General features: G+C 67.5%; 17 protein-coding genes. 7 read left to right on the top strand and 10 right to left on the bottom strand.

Annotated elements, in window-relative coordinates:
* Positions 1–50: 50 nt before the first annotated feature.
* Both gph and rpe read right to left on the bottom strand, forming a co-directional pair.
* A complete protein-coding gene (gene gph / locus HUK68_RS01080) occupies positions 51–752 on the bottom strand; it encodes a phosphoglycolate phosphatase (protein ID WP_175502528.1) in 702 nt (233 codons plus the stop codon).
* Positions 753–838: 86 nt separating this feature from the next.
* On the bottom strand, positions 839–1,519 hold the full coding sequence (gene rpe / locus HUK68_RS01075) for a ribulose-phosphate 3-epimerase (protein WP_175502527.1): 681 nt from the start codon (positions 1,517–1,519) through the stop codon (positions 839–841).
* 30 nt (positions 1,520–1,549) lie between these two features.
* On the opposite strand from rpe, the gene apaG reads away from it, so the two are divergent.
* The 7 genes from apaG to HUK68_RS01040 all read left to right on the top strand — a co-directional run bounded on the left by apaG (position 1,550) and on the right by HUK68_RS01040 (position 8,521).
* Positions 1,550–1,957 carry a Co2+/Mg2+ efflux protein ApaG gene (apaG, locus tag HUK68_RS01070; RefSeq protein ID WP_175502526.1) on the top strand — a complete coding sequence of 136 codons (408 nt, stop codon included), beginning with the start codon at positions 1,550–1,552 and terminating at the stop codon, positions 1,955–1,957.
* A complete protein-coding gene (locus HUK68_RS01065; protein WP_175502525.1) occupies positions 1,958–3,919 on the top strand; it encodes a site-specific recombinase in 1,962 nt (653 codons plus the stop codon).
* A gap of 123 nt (positions 3,920–4,042) precedes the next feature.
* A complete protein-coding gene (locus HUK68_RS01060) occupies positions 4,043–5,299 on the top strand; it encodes a cation:proton antiporter (protein WP_175502524.1) in 1,257 nt (418 codons plus the stop codon).
* Positions 5,289–6,413: a YbdK family carboxylate-amine ligase gene (locus HUK68_RS01055; RefSeq protein WP_175502523.1), complete on the top strand. Its 1,125-nt coding sequence runs from the start codon at positions 5,289–5,291 to the stop codon at positions 6,411–6,413. Before HUK68_RS01060 ends, HUK68_RS01055 begins: the two co-directional genes overlap by 11 nt.
* 2 nt (positions 6,414–6,415) lie before the next feature.
* Positions 6,416–7,372, top strand: a complete 957-nt coding sequence (thiL, locus tag HUK68_RS01050; protein ID WP_175502522.1) for a thiamine-phosphate kinase — start codon at positions 6,416–6,418, stop codon at positions 7,370–7,372.
* A 193-nt stretch (positions 7,373–7,565) separates the two neighbouring features.
* Positions 7,566–8,042 (top strand): phosphatidylglycerophosphatase A family protein, encoded by a 477-nt coding sequence (locus HUK68_RS01045; protein ID WP_244146225.1) that lies wholly within the window; start codon positions 7,566–7,568, stop codon positions 8,040–8,042.
* Positions 8,043–8,047: 5 nt separating this feature from the next.
* Complete coding sequence (locus tag HUK68_RS01040) at positions 8,048–8,521, top strand: CinA family protein (protein WP_175502520.1); 474 nt, start codon at positions 8,048–8,050, stop codon at positions 8,519–8,521.
* A 98-nt stretch (positions 8,522–8,619) separates the two neighbouring features.
* Here the strand turns inward: HUK68_RS01040 and HUK68_RS01035 are convergent, their stop codons facing one another.
* The 8 genes from HUK68_RS01035 to HUK68_RS01000 form a co-directional block, all read right to left on the bottom strand.
* Positions 8,620–10,101: a SulP family inorganic anion transporter gene (locus tag HUK68_RS01035; protein ID WP_175502519.1), complete on the bottom strand. Its 1,482-nt coding sequence runs from the start codon at positions 10,099–10,101 to the stop codon at positions 8,620–8,622.
* Between the two features lie 86 nt (positions 10,102–10,187).
* Positions 10,188–11,039 (bottom strand): YecA/YgfB family protein, encoded by an 852-nt coding sequence (locus HUK68_RS01030; protein WP_175502518.1) that lies wholly within the window; start codon positions 11,037–11,039, stop codon positions 10,188–10,190.
* A 112-nt stretch (positions 11,040–11,151) separates the two neighbouring features.
* On the bottom strand, positions 11,152–11,670 hold the full coding sequence (locus HUK68_RS01025) for a PIN domain-containing protein (protein WP_175502517.1): 519 nt from the start codon (positions 11,668–11,670) through the stop codon (positions 11,152–11,154).
* Positions 11,667–12,953, bottom strand: coding sequence for a THUMP domain-containing class I SAM-dependent RNA methyltransferase (locus HUK68_RS01020; RefSeq protein WP_175502516.1), 1,287 nt, complete (start codon positions 12,951–12,953; stop codon positions 11,667–11,669). The genes HUK68_RS01025 and HUK68_RS01020 overlap by 4 nt, the downstream gene beginning before the upstream one ends.
* A gap of 72 nt (positions 12,954–13,025) precedes the next feature.
* Positions 13,026–14,600 (bottom strand): RNA polymerase factor sigma-54, encoded by a 1,575-nt coding sequence (locus HUK68_RS01015; protein ID WP_175502515.1) that lies wholly within the window; start codon positions 14,598–14,600, stop codon positions 13,026–13,028.
* Between the two features lie 41 nt (positions 14,601–14,641).
* The gene (lptB, locus tag HUK68_RS01010; protein WP_244146224.1) at positions 14,642–15,409 is read right to left on the bottom strand and encodes an LPS export ABC transporter ATP-binding protein; all 768 of its coding nucleotides are present in this window, start codon (positions 15,407–15,409) and stop codon (positions 14,642–14,644) included.
* 11 nt (positions 15,410–15,420) lie between these two features.
* Positions 15,421–16,044 carry a lipopolysaccharide transport periplasmic protein LptA gene (lptA, locus tag HUK68_RS01005; RefSeq protein WP_175502513.1) on the bottom strand — a complete coding sequence of 208 codons (624 nt, stop codon included), beginning with the start codon at positions 16,042–16,044 and terminating at the stop codon, positions 15,421–15,423.
* Between the two features lie 176 nt (positions 16,045–16,220).
* Entirely contained in the window at positions 16,221–16,874 is a 654-nt protein-coding gene (locus tag HUK68_RS01000; RefSeq protein ID WP_175502512.1) for a thiol:disulfide interchange protein DsbA/DsbL, read from the bottom strand.
* Between the last annotated feature and the right edge of the window lie 21 nt (positions 16,875–16,895).

Genomic DNA, 16,895 nt, shown 5'->3' with positions numbered 1-16,895 from the left:
GCTGAGCCGGTCTGCGCGGCCCGATCGAACCATGAACGGCCGCCCTCAATTCAAGCGCTCAGCGCCGGCGTCGTAGCCGTCAACTCCACCAGGCTGCCCAGATAAGCATCCGCATCCACGCCCTGCACCGGCTCGCCATGGTTGTAGCCATAGTCCACCAGCACCACCGGGCAGCCCGCGGCGCGCGCGGCCTTGGCGTCGTTGCTGGAGTCGCCGATCATCAGCGTGCGCGCGGGCGCCGTGCCCAGCGCCTCGCAGGTCTTGATCAGCGGCAACGGATCGGGCTTCTTGCGCTCGAACGAATCGCCGCCGAACACCTGCTCGAACAGGCCGTCCAGCCCCTTGGCGGCAAGCAGCGGCTGCGCAAACGACAGCGGCTTGTTGGTCAGGCACGCCAGGCGCAGGCCCTGCGCGCGCAGGGCTTCAAGGCCCTCGCACACGCCGTCATAGACCCTGGCGTGCTGGCCGTTGATGGCCAGATAGTGGTGCTGGTAGCGCTCCCACGCCTGCGGATAGACCGCCTCGATATCGGCCACACCCACATGCGCCAGCACGCTGCGGATCAGATGCTCCGAGCCCTTGCCGACCATGGTTTCAATCGATGCCGCGGCAATTGCCGGCAGCCGCAGATCGGCCAGCATGCCGCCCAGCGCGGCGCTGAAGTCGCCCAGCGTGTCGACCATGGTGCCGTCCAGGTCCACGATGGCGGCGTCGAAATCAAAGGCGTGGAGAGCGGGATGGCGCAGAAACATGGTGGGCGAGAAAAAGGAGCTGCGGCGGACATGAGCACCCGCTGCGGAAGCCTGGCAGCGCCAGGCAAAAGAATCAGGCCAGGGCCTCAGGCCAGGGCCGAACGCATGCCGTCGATCACGGCGCGGTAGTCGGATTTTCCGAAGATCGCGCTGCCAGCCACGAAGGTGTCGGCGCCGGCGTCGGCAACTCGGCGGATGTTCTCGCCCTTGATGCCGCCGTCGACCTCAAGGCGGATATCCTTGCCCGAGGCCTCGATGCGCTGGCGTGCGGCTTCGATCTTGCGGAAGGTGCTGTCGATGAAGCTCTGGCCGCCGAAACCGGGGTTGACGCTCATCAGCAGGATCAGGTCGATGTCTTCGATGACCCAGTCCAGCACGTCCAGCGGCGTGGCCGGATTGAACACCAGGCCGGGCTTGCAGCCCGCGGCCTTGATGGCCTGCACGCTGCGGTGCACATGGGCCGAGGCTTCGGGGTGGAAGCTGATGTAGTCGGCGCCGGCCTGGGCAAACGACTGGGCCAGCGCATCGACGGGCTGCACCATCAGGTGCACGTCGATCGGCACGGCAACGCCTTCGGGCGTCTTGGCGTGGGGCTTCAAAGCCTCACAGATCATGGGGCCGAAAGTCAGGTTCGGCACGTAATGGTTGTCCATCACGTCGAAGTGGATCCAGTCGGCGCCGGCGGCAATGACGTTGCGCACTTCCTCGCCCAGGCGGGCGAAGTCGGCGGACAGGATGGAAGGGGCGATGCGGAAGGTGCGGCTCATGGTGTCAATTGTCGCAGTTACCATTGCACCATGCCGACCAACGACTTTCAGATCGAGGTTCAGCCCGAGTACCTGCCGGAGCAATCCGTCCCGGAAGCCGGTGTGTTCCGCTTTTCCTACACCATCACCGTCACCAACGCGGGCCGCACGCCCGCCCAGTTGATCGCGCGCCACTGGATCATCAGCGACAGCAGCGGCCATACCGAAGAGATCAAGGGACTGGGCGTGATCGGCCGCCAGCCCTTGCTCCAGCCCGGCGAGGCCTTCCAGTACAGCAGCGGCTGCGAGTTGCGCACGCCCAGCGGCACGATGCACGGCAGCTACCTGTGCGTGACCGATGAGGGCGAGACCTTCACGGCGCCGATCCGGCTGTTCATGCTCGAAGCCTTTGATTCCGGCGCCGGCGGCCATCCTCTGAGCGAACGCGTATTGCACTGAATGAAGCGAACCGCCTACGACCTGCCGCTGCTGTTGTTTGAACTCGATCCCCAGGCCGACCTCGCCCAGCGCCACCTGTGGCTGATCCATCTGCTCGACTGGGTGCGCGCGCCCGCGCCCTCGGTGGAGCTCGCCGTGGAGCGCGTGCGCCAATTCGTCGACGCGCTCGAAGACGACCCCGATGCGCGCGCGCGCATGCAGGCCTGGTGGGCGCGCTTCATCGAGACCGTCGACCTGACCACGCTGCTCGCCGACTTCGGCTTCGCGCCGCGCACCGCGCTGGCCAGCGAGATGAGCGAGCGCCTGCGCTACAAGCTGCTGCCCTCGAGCCCCGAGACCATCGATGCCTCCGAGCTGTTCATGCTGGCGCTGCCGCATGAATTCGACGCGCAGTGGCTCAATGCGCTGGACCGTGAACTGCTGGGACGCTTGCGCGTGCTGGTGGCATTGGAAATGGATGGCCCGTCGTATTGGCAGCAGACGCTGCTCAGCGCCATCACCTATTGCGCCGGCCAGATCCTGTCCACCGGCTTCGCGCCCGAGTTGCGCCTGCGCATGAGCCAAAGCGCGCGCCTGGACCAGCCCTTCCATGCGCTGATCCACGACGTCGAAAACCTGCGCATCGAAGTGATGCTGGCGCTGCGCACGCCCGACCGGCTGCTGGCCGCCGAGCAGCGCCTGCGCGAGCGGCTCGACGCCTGCCGCGCGGCCACGGCCACGGTGTATTCGCATTTCGAGTCCGAAGGCATTTCGGTGGGCCTGGTGTTCCGGCTGCGCCAGCTGCGCGAGCGCATCGTGCGCGTGCGCCGGCTGCTCGACTGCCTGACCTCCGAACGGCCCGTGGCCGAAGCCGCGCCGCTGCTCGCGCATCTGGTGGGCGTGGCGCGCGAGCGGCGCAGCCTGCGCGCGCTGTTCTCGGCCAATTCCTCGCTGCTGGCCGCCAAGGTCGCCGAGCGCAGCGCCGAAACCGGCGCCAACTACATCACGCGCAGTCCGCGCGAGTACCGCGCGATGGTGGCCAAGGCCGCGGGCGGCGGCATGGTGATGGCCTTCACCACGCTGATGAAGTTCGCGCTGGCGGCGCTGGCGCTGTCGGCGTTCTGGGGCGGGTTGCTGGCCGGCATCAACTACGCGCTGAGCTTCGTGCTGATCCAGTTGCTGCACTTCACCGTCGCCACCAAGCAGCCGGCCATGACCGCGCCGGCGATGGCCGCCAAGCTCAAGGAACTGCCGGACCAGCAGTCGGTCGAGGACTTCGTCAGCGAAGTCGCCAATCTCACGCGCTCGCAGGTCGCGGCCATCCTGGGCAACGTGCTGGTCGTGCTGCCGGCGGCCATCGGGCTGTCGCTGCTGTTCCTGCATCTGTTCGGCCATCCGCCGCTCGATCTGGGCCATGCCGACCAGGTGCTCGATTCGCTGAGCCTGCTCGGCCCTTCGGTGCTGTTTGCGGCCTTCACCGGCGTGCTGCTGTTCACCAGCAGCTTGATCGCGGGCTGGGCGGAAAACTGGTTCGTGCTGCGGCGCATGGATTCGGCGATCCGCTACAACCCGCGCATCACGCGCTTTCTGGGCCCGGCCCGCGCCGACCGCTGGGCGCAGTTCCTGCGCCGCAACATCTCCGGCTTCGCCTCGAACATCTCGCTGGGCCTGATGCTCGGGCTGGTGCCGGCCTTCGTGGGCTTTTTCGGCCTGGGTCTCGAAGTGCGCCACATCACGCTGTCGGCCGGCCAGATCGGCGTCGCCAGCACCACGATTGGCCTGGAAGTGCTGCACAGCAGCGCGTTCTGGTGGGCCATGGCCATGCTGCCGTTCAACGGCGCATTGAACGTGATCGTCAGTTTCCTGCTGGCGTTCCGCCTCGCGCTGCGCGCGCACAACGTCAGCGGCATCGACCGCTCGCGCATCTACCGTGCGATTCGCGCGCGCCTGCGCACTGCTCCTCTCAGCTTCTTCAGACCCTGAAGACGCATTTGTCCTGCACTGCCCCACGGGCATGCAGGCTAAAGTCCCCGGGCAGCTGCCGCGGCAGGCCGGCGCAAGCCGTCCGGGCGCAGCAGCCCATAACAATCAGCAGGAGGAATACGCATGGAGAATCTCACCGGGTTCTGGGCGCAGTGGCTGCGCCCGTCCGCGGGACTGGTGACGCTGCAATGGTCGCTGCTGCTGGCGCTCGCGACCATTGGCGGCTCGCTGTGCCAGCGCTATATCGGCCTGCCCAAGGTCGTCGGCTATTCGCTGGTCGGCGCGCTGGTGGGTTTCGCCGGTTTCAGCGGCGCGCCCTGGCCGCTGCAGGGCATCAGCCTGTTCATGCTGGAGCTGGGAGTCGCGCTGGTGCTGTTCGAATGCGGCGGCCGCATCCCGCTGCGCTGGTTCCGGCACAACCCGATGGTGCTGGTGCAGAGCATTGCCGAAGCCGCGCTGACCTATTTCTCCGTGCTCTGGCTGCTGCGCTGGCTCGACACGCCGGCCCAGGTCGCAGGCCCGATTGCCATGATCGCCATGGCCGCCTCGCCGCTGGTGCTGTCGCGCGTCATCACCGACCTGCGTGCCGCGGGCGCCGTGACCGACCGCTCGATGGTGCTGGCCACGCTGTCGACGCTCTATGCCTTGACGCTGGGCAGTGCGCAGGCGGAGATGGTGCACCGGCCGCAATCCCTGGTCGACAGCGGCTCCGCGGTGGCCGTGGTGCTGGGCGTGTCGATCCTGGTGGCCGCGGTGCTGTCGCTGCTGATGCGGCTGGCGCTGCGCGTCATGAGCCCGACCAGCGAGAACACCTCGATCCTGGTGCTGGCGCTGATTGCCGCGGGCACGGCCGTCACGGCCCACCTCGGCGGCTCGGCGCCGCTGGCCGCGCTGCTAGGCGGCATGCTGCTCAAGCACCTGCACCCGCGGCCCTGGGCCTGGCCGCGCCAGCTGGGCACGGCAACGACGCTGCTGACGATGATGATGTTCGTGCTGGTCTCCACGGTGGCCGCGCAGGCCGACTGGAACCTGCCGCTGGCCGGCGTGGTGTTGGCCGTGATCATCGTGCGGCTGCTGGCCAAGGCCGTGGGCGTGGGCCTGGGCAATGTCGGCAGCGGCGCGAGCTGGCGCCAGGCCATGTGGGTCAGCTGCGCGATGGCGCCAATGTCCTCGGTGGCGCTGCTGATTGCCTCGCAGTTCGTCACCGCCGCTCCCGCCGACGGCCAGATGATTTCCCGCGTGGCCCTGCCCATGATCCTGATGATGGAGCTGTTTGGCGCGGTGGTGGCCAGCCTGGCCTTCCACCGTGCGCGCGAAAGCACCAAGACCCTGCGCCTGCTTGACCGCGCGAATGTTTCCGGAGACCGCAATGGGGCTTGAAGCTTTCAATCAATCCGAACCGCTGACGCTGGGCGTCGAGCTCGAGCTGCAACTGCTCAACACCCACGACTACGATCTCGCGCCCTACGCCGAGGACATGCTGCGCCTGATGGCCAAGACCCCGCTGCCCGGCAGCGTGGTGCCCGAGATGACCAGCAGCATGATCGAGATCTCCACCGCCATCTGCCACTCGGCCTCGGAAGTGCTGGGCCAGCTCACGCCGATCCGCGACGCGCTGGTGCGCAGTGCCGACAAGCTCAACATCGCCGTCGCCGGCGGCGGCACGCACCCGTTCCAGAAATGGCACGAGCAGCGCATCTACGACAAGCCGCGCTTTCGCGAGCTGTCCGATCTTTACGGCTACCTGGCGCAGCAGTTCACCATCTTCGGCCAGCACGTGCATATCGGCTGCCCCGATGCCGATGCCGCGCTGCTGATGCTGCACCGCATGTCGCGCTATATCCCGCACTTCATCGCGCTGTCCGCATCGAGCCCCTTCGTTCAGGGCCAGGACACCGCCTTCGATTCCGCGCGGCTGAACTCGGTGTTTGCGTTTCCGTTGTCGGGGCGCGCGCCCTGCGTGCTGACCTGGGGCGAGTTCGAGAACTATTTCGACAAGATGACCGGTACCGGCGTGGTCAAGAGCATGAAGGACTTCTACTGGGACATCCGCCCCAAGCCCGAATTCGGCACCATCGAGATCCGCGTGTTCGACACGCCGCTGACCATCGAGCGCGCGGCCGCGCTGTCGGGTTTCGTGCAGTCGCTCGCCGCCTGGTTCCTCGACACCCAGCCGTTCACCCCGCAGGAGGACGACTATCTGGTCTACACCTACAACCGCTTCCAGGCCTGCCGCTTCGGCATGGAAGCGGTCTATGTGGACCCGGGTACCGGAAAGCACCAGCCGTTGCGCGACCACATCCTGCACACCATGGACCAGATTGCCGAACATGCCGCGCGCCAGGGTGCCGCGCCCTCGCTGCACCTGCTGCGCGCCGACGTGGAAAAGGCCCAGAACGACGCGCGCTGGCTGCGCGAGCGCCAGCGCGAAGAGCAGCTGCTGGGTGAAACCAGCCGCCAGGCGGCATTGCGCTTTCGCGGGCAACCGGTCTGACCATGGGTGAATTCGAACTGATCCGCCGCTTTTTCACGCGCCCCGTGCGCCGCGCCGTGCTGGGCGTGGGCGACGACTGCGCGCTGCTCGCACCCGCGCCCGGCATGCAGCTGGCCATCTCCAGCGACATGCTGGTCGAAGGCCGGCATTTCTTCGCCGATGTCGACCCGCGGCGGCTGGGCCACAAGGCGCTGGCGGTCAACCTCAGCGATCTCGCCGCCTGCGGCGCCCGGCCCCTGGCCTTCACGCTGGCGCTGTCGCTGCCGCGCGCCGATGCCGCGTGGGCCGGCGCGTTTGCCGACGGGCTGATGGCGCTGGCCGAGGCGCACCAGTGCGAGCTGATCGGCGGCGACACCACGCAGGGTCCGCTGAACATCTGCATCACCGTCTTCGGCGAGGTGCCCGCGGGCCAGGCGCTGCTGCGCAGCGGCGCGCGCGCCGGCGACGACATCTACGTCAGCGGCACGCTGGGCGAGGCACGCCTGGCGCTCGAAGCGCTGCAAGGGCACTTGCAGCTGCCGCCGGCCACGCTGGCCGCCACCCGGCTGCGGCTGGAAACGCCCACCCCGCGCGTGGCGCTGGGACAGGCGCTGCGCGGCATCGCGAGCAGCGCGCTGGATCTGAGCGACGGCCTGCTGGGCGACCTGGGCCACATCCTGGCGCAGTCAGGCGTCGGTGCCTGCATCGACACCCGGCTGACCAGCGCGCTGCTGACCGCGGGCCCGGGCCTGGACACAGAACTGCTGCGCCAATGCACGCTGGCCGGCGGCGATGACTACGAGCTGTGCTTCACCGCGGCGCCGACGCTGCGCGCACAGGTCGAGGCCGCGGCCGCGGCCAGCGCCACACCGGTCACGCGCATCGGCAGCATCGAGGCGCAGGCCGGCCTGCGCCTGCTTGGCAACCAGGGGCAGGAGCTGCTGCAGCGCTATGCTTCCTTCGATCATTTTTCTGCGTGAGCGACACGTTTGGCGGACATTCGCTCACAATCAAAACCTCAGGAACCACCATAGAATCAAGCTATGAAGTTTCAAATGGATTTTGAACTCACTTATGTCACGCCTTCCCGATACTCCCGCTGAAGGACGCGGTGCACCACAGCGCTTTCATCCGCGTCCGCCGCCCGCGCCCTTTCGTCCGAGCCTGCGCTTCATGCTGGCCCATCCGGCACATTTCATTGCGCTGGGCCAAGGGTCGGGCCTGGGCCGCATTGCACCCGGCACGGTGGGGAGCCTGTGGGGCTGGCTCACTTTCCTGCTGCTGCAGTTCTGGTTCACGCCCGCGCAGCTGGGCTGGATCATCGCGTTCTCCGCAGTGCTCGGTTGCTGGGCGTGCACCGTCACCGCGCAGCACATGCGCGTGGCCGACCCGGGCCATATCGTCTGGGACGAAGTCGTCGGCATCTGGCTGGTGCTGTGGCTCTGCATGCCCATGGGCGGCTGGGGCCAGCTGTGCGCATTCGCACTTTTCCGCTTCTTCGATGCCGTCAAGCCCCAGCCGGTGCGCTGGGCCGACCAGCTGTTCAAGGGCTTTGGCTGGCGCGGCGGTCTCGGCATCATGTTCGACGACCTGGTTGCGGCTTGCTGCACCCTCTTCGTGATCGCGCTGTGGCGCCATTTCCTCTACTGAACACCATGGCCAGCGAACTCGTACGTGAACTGGCCGCGGCCCTGCTGGCACGCGGCATGCAAATGGCCACGGCCGAGAGCTGCACCGGCGGCTTGATTGCCGGCGCCTGCACCGACCTCGCCGGCTCGAGCGACTGGTTCGAGCGCGGTTTCGTCACCTACTCCAACCAGGCCAAGACCGCGATGCTGGGCGTGGATGCAGCGCTGATCGAAGCCCACGGCGCCGTGAGCGAAGCCGTGGCACTGGCCATGGCGCGCGGCGCGGTGCAGCACTCCTTGGCCCATTGCAGCGTGGCCGTGACCGGCGTGGCCGGCCCGGGCGGTGGCTCGGCCGCCAAGCCCGTGGGCACGGTCTGGTTCGGCTGGTGCGTCAACGGGCAGGCCGATGCCGAATGCGTGCGCTTCGATGGCGACCGCGCGGCGGTGCGCGAGGCGACGGTGGCGCATGCGCTCAGGGGCTTGTTGCGGCGTCTGAAGTAATTCACGGCTGGGCTTCGACAAGCTCAGCCCGAACGGTCTTTTACCGTTCGCCCTGAGCCTGCCGAAGGACCGGTCCTGAGCCTGTCGAAGGAGTGGCCCTAGGCCTGCTTCACCCGTTCCCGCAACGCCTGGCTGCTCGCGCTCAATCCGGTGACCTCAACGGCGCAGCCATGGGAACGCAAGCGCTGCACCACTTTTTCCAGCGCCGCCACGCCGGTGATATCCCAGAACTGCGCGCCGCTGGCATCGATGCGCACCGCGCGCCCTTCGGCGCCGCGCACGTCGAATGCGTCGACCAGCGCATCGGCCGAGGCAAAGAACACCTGGCCGGTAATCGTCCAGGTGCGCGTCCGTCCCGCGTCATCATCGTCGCAGCGCACCTGCAGCAGCTGCGACACCTTGGCCATGAAGAACACGCCGCTGAGCAGCACGCCCACGGCCACGCCCACGGCCAGGTTGTGCGTGGCCAGCGTCAGCGCCACCGTCGCCAGCATCACCGTCGTCGAGGTCTTGGGATGGCGCGCCAGCTGGCGCAGGCTGCGCCAGTCGAAGGTCGCCACCGACACCGTGACCATGATCGCCACCAGCGCCACGACCGGCACCTGCGCGACCCAGGGCTTGAGCAGCACGATCAGCAGCAGCAGGAACACGCCGGCAAACAGCGTCGACAGCCGGCCGCGCCCGCCATAGGTCACATTGCCCACCGCCTGACCGATCATGCCGCAGCCGGCAATGCCGCCAAAGCAGCTGGCCGCGACATTGGCCAGGCCCAGGCCGGTGCATTCACGGTTCTTGTCGCTGGGGGTGCTGGTCATTTCATCGACGACGGCGGCCGTGAGCACCGATTCAAGCAGGCCGACCATGGCAATGGCAATTGCCGGCAGCGCGATGATGCGCAGCGTTTCCCAGGCCAGCGGCACCTCGGGCAGGGCAAACGACGGCAAGGCATCGGGCAGATGGCCCAGGTCGGCCACGGTGGCCACCGGCAGGCCCAGGCCTGCGGCCAGCAGCGTCAGCACCAGCACGCAGATCAGCGGTGACGGAATCGCCGCCAGTGCCGCCCAGCCCAGCCGCCGCGCGAGCCACGGCAGCCCGTAGATCAGCGCCAGTCCCAGCGCCAGCAGCGCCCAGCCCGCGCCGTTCGCGTGACGCAGATGCGGCAGCTGCGCGCTGAAGATCAGGATGGCCAGCGCATTGACGAAGCCGGTGCGCACCGAACTCGAGACAAAACGCACCAGCAGCCCCATGCGCAGCCAGCCGAAGATGATCTGCACCACGCCCGCCAGCAGGCCCGCGGCCAGCAGATACGGCAGCCCATGCGACTGCACCAGCGGCGCGGCCACCAGCGCCACCGATCCCGCGGCCGCCGACACCATTGCCGGGCGCGCGCCCGCAAATGCAATGACGATGCTGATGATGAAAGACGCGTACAGCCCCACCGCCGGATCGACACCCGCGACAAACGAAAACGCAATGACTTCGGGAATCAGCGCAAAGGTCGCGACCGCGCCCGCGAGCAGTTCACGCGGAATGCTCGGCGCCCATTCGGCACGCAGACGGGTCAGCAAAGGGGTGGCCATACGCATAAAGGCGCGTTGCCCGCGCCTTTCCAGCAAAGGATCAAAAAAAGGGCGCCATCAATGGGGCGCCCGCCGTTCACAGATTTTTATGCCCCGTGGCACTTCTTGAACTTCTTGCCGCTGCCGCAGGGGCAGGGATCGTTGCGGCCGGGCTGCTCGCCCTTGACGATGGTTTCCTGGCGCGGGCCCATGCTCTTCCAGAGCTGGCGCAGGTCATAGATGCCCCAGATCGCATCGCCATAGGTTTCCACGCGCGCGCGGCTGGTGCTGGCCGGGCCGTTTTCGTCATAGATGCTGACTTCGGGCTTGCCGGTGTCGTCTTCGGTCAGCGCAACGACCGATTCCAGCGCGGCGTCGAGCCACTGCGCGGCTTCCTTGTCGCGCGGAGCCGCCCATTCCTCGGGCCAGTTTTCCACGGCGAACATGAAGCCCAGCGCCCAGACCTGGCCGTACGAAGGAATCTCCTGGCCTTCCATCTCGGCGCGCTCTTCCTCGGGCAGGCCCGCAATCGCGCCGCGCATGTCCATGGCTTCGGGGTGGAAGCAGCGTTCGTCGTCGAGCTGGCGCACATCGGCGTCGAGCTGGCGCACGACTTCATCCCAGCGGGCCTGCCACAGCGCGAGAAAACGCGCCTGCTGCGCTTCGTCCTTGAACGCGTCGAGCTTGGGCAGCGGCGCGCCCTCGGCCACTTCGAGTTCGGCGCCGTCGCCCAGCAGCATCGGCAGGTATTCGGCCGCGGGAATCGGGCGGCGCGTGCAGACCAGGGCCGTCAGGAAACCATCGCAGAACTCCCACTGCGGGATTTCCTCGCCGCGCGTGCGCATGTCTTCGAGGATTTCGTCGAGCTCTTCCAGCTGTTCGACATCCAGCGCGGGCGCGGTTTCGGCGTCGGACGCCAGCACTTCGTCGGCGGCGTTGGGGGTGGTTTGTTCGGTCATGGTGCAATCTTTCGTAGGGCCCGGGACGAGGCCGCGGGCAATTGCCGGCAGTGTAGCCGTCCGGCATAGCCACAGCCCGGCATGGGAGTATCCCGCCGCCGCGGCCTGCGGATCAGGCGGCCAGTCCCTGTGCGGAGCCGACGGGCGCCGGCACGGCAGCCGCTGCCGGCGGCCACAGCAGGAGATTGCCCACCGTCGCGCCCAGCAGCGCCAGCCGCTTGCGCTGCACCAGCACCGCCTTGTCCTTGCTCAGCAGCAGCGCCTGGTGCTGCACCGCGAGCGCGAGGAAATGCTGGTCATCGGGGTCCTTGCAGATGACGCGGATGGCCGGTGCCTCGGATTGGTAGGCCACGCCGGCATCGAACGCCGCCAGCACGCTGGCCGTGCTCAAGCCATAGAAGGCCACGCGCGGCGCGATCTGCGGGTAGGCCAGCACGCGCTCGAGTTCCACGCGCTGCGCGGCATCGGCAATCCAGTGCAGCGCGCCCTCGGCCAGCAGCGCGCGCACCGGCGCGATCGCCGGGTCGTCGAAGACCAGCAGATCGAGCACCATGTTGGTGTCGAGCACCAGCGGCCGCGGACCGGCGCCATGCACGGCATTGCACTGCGGCCAGCGCAGCACGATCTTCATGCGGCCGTGGCGCCGCCGGGGTGGTCCCCGCCGTCGGCGTTGCGGCGCGGCTTGACTGCGCCCTTGATCATGTCGAAGCGGAACATCCGGCATTCGATCGGGCCGTTCCACAGCGGCACGCGGCGCGATTCCTTGAGGCGCATCTTGCCGGGCAGCTTCAGGTCAGGCGTGAGCATCCAGGCCTGCCAGCCGCTGTAGCTCTTCTTCCAGTGCGATGCCAGCTGGCTGAAGAACTCGACGCCATCCTCGGTCTGCGCGGTTTCGCGGCCGACATGCGCCACCTGGCCCATGCGCTCGGCCGCATTGCGCCCGGCCGTGCCGGCCGCGGCAATGCGCTCGCCATAGGGCGGATTCAGCACCATCACGCCGGGCTGCTCGCTGGGCGGCATGCGCTGCAGCGCATCGCCGCCGCGCAGGCTCACGGCGCGCGCCACGCCCGCGCGCTCGGCATTGCGCTGCGCAAAATCCACCATGCGGTGCGACACGTCCGAGCCATAGATGCCCACCGGGCTGTCGCAGATCGCCTCCTCGGCCTGGCGCAGGATCGCTTCCCACACGTGGGGCTGGAATGGCACCAGCTTCTCGAACGCAAAGCGGCGCTGGATGCCCGGCGGAATGCGGCAGGCGATCTGCGCGGCCTCGATGACCACCGTGCCGCTGCCGCAGCACGGGTCGTACAGCGGCTGCGGATTGTCGCCATGGGGATCCCAGCCGGTGGCGGCGATCATGGCCGCAGCCAGCGTTTCCTTCAGCGGCGCATCGCCCTTGTCCTCGCGCCAGCCGCGCTTGAACAGCGCCTCGCCCGAGGTGTCGATATAGATCGTGGCTTCGTCCGTGGTGAGGTGCATGTGCACGCGCACATCGGGGTAGCGCGTCTCGACATCGGGGCGCACGCCGGTCTTGGCGCGGAAGCGGTCGGCAATGGCGTCCTTGACGCGCAGCGCGGCGAAATTCAGGCTGGTCAGCGGGCTGTGCTGCGAGGTGAATTCGATCTTGAAGCTCTCGCGCGGGCTGAACCAGATCTCCCAGGCAATTTCGCTGGCTGCACGGTACAGGTCGTTCTCGTTGCGGTACATCGAGGTCGACAGCTGCACCAGCACGCGCTGCGCCAGCCGGCTATGCAGGTTCAGCAGCAGCGCATCGCGCCACGAGGCGCGCAGCATCACGCCGCCGCGCCCGACCAGCAGGTCGTGTCCGGTCAGTCCCGTGATGCGGTGGGCCTCATCGGCCAGATAGTCCTCCACGCCGGCGGCGCAGGGCAAAAACAGTTGCAGTTGGTTCATAGCAGGGGCGCAAGGATACGCTTTTGTCGCGAACTGCGGGCATTGGAGGACATCGGCAGTCGCGCGCTGCGGCTACAGCGACTTGCGCAGATTGGCGGGCGCGATCTTGAGCACATCGCGGTACTTGGCCACGGTACGGCGCGCGCACTCGATGCCCTGCTCCTTGAGCATCTCCGCCAGCTGGCTGTCCGACAACGGCTTGAGCGGATTCTCGGCCGCGACGAACTGCTTGATCAGCGCGCGCACCGCCGTGCTCGAGGCGTTGCCCCCGGTCTCGGTGCCCAGGCCTGAACCAAAGAAGTACTTGAGTTCATAGGTGCCCATCGGCGTGGACATGTACTTGGCCGTGGTCACGCGGCTGATGGTCGACTCGTGCAGGCCCAGTTCGTCGGCGATGTCGCGCAGCACCAGCGGGCGCATCGCCAGCTCGCCATGGGTGAAGAAGTTCTTCTGCCGCTGCACGATGGCCTGGGAGACGCGCAGGATGGTGTCGAAGCGCTGCTGGATGTTCTTGATGAACCAGCGCGCCTCCTGCAGGCGCTGCTGCAGGCCCGCATGTCCTTCGCTGCCCTTGTGGCCGCGCAGCGCGTTGGCATAGATGTCATGCACGCGCAGCCGCGGCATGACGTCGGGGTTGAGCTGCACGCTGAACTGCGGCTGGCCGTCGCCACTGCTGCGCGCCAGCTTGCGCACCATCACATCGGGCACGACCAGGTTGCGCTCGACATCGGCAAAGCGCCGGCCGGGACGCGGTTCGAGCCGCGCAATCAGCGCCATGGCCGCGCGGATGCGCTCGTCGCTCGCGCCGCAGGCCTGCATCAGCCGGCGCACATCGCGGCGCGCCAGCAGGTCCATGGGCTGCTCGCAGATGCGCAGCGCGGTCTGCACGGTATCCGCGTCCACCTGCGCGTCATCGCGCGCGGCGAGGTGCCTGAGCTGCAGCGTCAGGCATTCGGCCAGGTCGCGCGCGCCCACGCCCACCGGCTCGAGCGACTGCAGCAGGCGCAGCGCCACCGTGAAGTGGTGCACCAGTTCTTCCTGCTCCTCGAGCGCATCGGCACCGGCCAGGCCCGCGGCCAGTTCCTCGAGCGGGTCCTCGAGATAGCCATGTTCGTTGAGCGATTCAATGAGAAAGCGCAGCGCCGAGCGATCGACCTCGCCCAGGCGCAGCGACAGTGCCTGGCGGTGCAGGTGGTCGGTCAGCGACTCATGGCCGTGCGCCAGATCCTGGGCTTCGGTGTCGTCCTCGGCATGGCGCGCACGCGCCTCGCCGCCCCATTCGCTGTCGTCGGGCGAGAGGTCGGCGCTGCCATCCCCTTCCCAATCGGGCGCGGCATCGGCCGGCGCCGTGACGTCGCCGCTCTCGGTATCGCTGCTGGTGGCCGTGTCGCTGCTGGCCGAACCCGTCGCGTGCTGCGCGTCATCGGCGTAATCGTCGCGCTGTGCGGGCAGATCGGCCTGTGCCACGCCAAACTCCTCGCGCTCGGCTTCCTCGGTGGTGCGCTCCAGGAACGGGTTGTCGTCGAGCATGTGCTCGACCTCCTGGCTCAGTTCCAGCGTCGAGAGCTGGAGCAGCCAGATCGATTGCTGCAACTGCGGTGTGAGGGCCAGATGTTGCGATACGCGTAGCGACAGACCCGGTTTCAACGGCGTTTCCCCTCAGACCGGCACAAGCTGATGCACATGGCTCACATCCTGAAATGCTCGCCGAGATAGACCCGGCGCACGTCGGCGTTCTCGACGATCTCGGCCGGCGTGCCCTGGGCCAGCACATGGCCGTCGCTGATGATGAACGCGTGGTCGCAGATGCCCAGCGTTTCGCGCACGTTGTGGTCGGTGATCAGCACCCCGATGCCACGCGCCTTGAGAAAACCGATGATGCGCTGGATCTCGATCACGGCAATCGGATCGATACCCGCGAATGGTTCATCCAGCAGGATGAAGCGCGGCTGCGTGGCCAGCGCGCGCGCGATCTCCACGCGCCGGCGCTCGCCGCCCGACAGCGCCAGCGCGGGCGAGGCGCGCAGATGGTCGACGCGCAGCTCCTGCAGCAGCGCCAGCAGGCGGCTTTCGATTTCATCGCGCGACAGCGGCCGGCCCTGGTCGTCGCGCTGCAATTCCAGCACGGCGCGCACGTTGTCCTCGACGCTGAGCTTGCGGAAGATCGATGCCTCCTGCGGCAGGTACGACAACCCCAGGCGCGAACGCTGGTGGATGGGCATGTTGCCCACGGCCTGGCCGTCGATGAAGATGTCGCCGGCATCGCAACGCACCAGGCCGACGATCATGTAGAACGAGGTGGTCTTGCCGGCGCCATTGGGCCCCAGCAGACCCACGACCTCGCCTTTTTGCACTGCCAGCGACACGTCCTTGACCACCTTGCGGCTGCCATAGGACTTGGCCAGGTGCTTGGCTTCGAGGCGGCTGGATTCAGGCAGCGGTGGAGTTGGGTTCACGAAAGCGCCGCTCACTGGTTCGATTCGATGGTCGTGCTGGGTCGCAGGTTCGCGGCCGGCGCGGCGGGAGGTGCGGGCGGCTGGTCCTTCGGTGCCAGCACGGCGCGCACGCGCCCACCTGGCGCTGCGGCAGTGCCGGCGCCCGGGGCACGCGCCTGGCCATCGACGGTGAACACATCGGTCAGGTTGTTGTAGACGATCACCGCGCCCGTGATCTCGTCGTTCAGTGCCGTGCCGCGGTAGCGGCGCAGCTCGCCGCGGCGGATCAGCTTCACGTTGTCGGCCTTGCCGTCGTACTCGATGACTTCGGCCTCGCCCTCGACGAATTCGTCGGGCTGGCCTGCGAGCGTATCGCGCTTTTGCCGGAAGAACGCGCGCTTGCCCGGCTCCGCGATGACCGTACCGTACTGGTAGCCCTCGGGGTCCTGGCGCACGTCCAGCTGCGCGCCGCGCAGCACGATCGTGCCCTTGGTCATCACCACGTTGCCGGTGAAGACGCTGGTCTGCTTGAGTTCATCGTGGCGCAATGCGTCGGCCTCGATGTTCATGGGCTTGTTGCGGTCGGCCTTTTCGGCCTGCACCGCGCCGCAGGCAAGGGCCGAAAGCAAGAGAAGGGGGAGTAGGCGTTTTTTCATGGAGGGCACGAATCTTGCGACCATTGTAGGGTGTGTCACCCGCGAAACCCCGGGTATCGCCTTGAACAAGGGGGATGAATGGCCCGCGCACTGCGCCGCGCCGCCAGCTGTGCACCAACGCCGCAGGCGCAAAAAAGCCCGCGCAAGGCGGGCTTTGCAGGCGCGGCCGCAGCAGCTCAGCCCTTGCGGCTCACGGCAATCAGGTGATCGGTGACGCGCAGCACGTTGGCCATGTTGCCAGCCATCGTGCCGTCGGTGTAGTAGCGGCCGGCCACGCCGATCGAAGGCACGCCCTCGACGTTGTAGTCCTGCTGCAGCTGGGTGGCCTTGCGCACCTGGTTCGACACGGTGAACGAGTTGTAGCTTTCCTTGAACTTGTTCACATCGACGCCCTGCTGGCCGATCCAGGCAAAGATGTCTTCGTCCTTGGCCAGGCGGTTGCGCTCGACGTGGATCGCGCGGAACACCTTGGTGTGCAGTTCATCGAGCTTGTTCATGGCCAGCAGCGCATAGTAGAGCTTTTGCTGGGGAATGAAGCTGGCGTTGAAGCCCACGGGCACGCGCTGCACCACCACATCGGCGGGCGCTGCCGACTTCCAGGCCGCGAACGCGGGTTCGAAGGCATTGCAGTGCGGGCAGCTGTACCAGAAGAATTCCAGCACTTCGACCTTGCCGGGGCCGGCGGTGGTGGCCACGGGCTTGCTCAGCTTGGCGTAATCCTTGCCTTCCTTGGGAGCCGTGGCCTGGGCCAGGGCCGGCGTGGCCAGGAAGGGAAAAGCGGAAGCGGAGGCGGCCGCAGCGGCAGCCAGGGAAAACTCACGGCGTTTCATGAACAACACTCCTAGTTCGGT

It is taken from the genome of Comamonas antarctica, from assembly GCF_013363755.1.
Classification (GTDB): domain Bacteria; phylum Pseudomonadota; class Gammaproteobacteria; order Burkholderiales; family Burkholderiaceae_C; genus Comamonas; species Comamonas antarctica.
The sequence above is the reverse complement of the archived record's forward strand: the minus strand, read 5'-3'. Positions and strand labels throughout refer to the sequence as shown.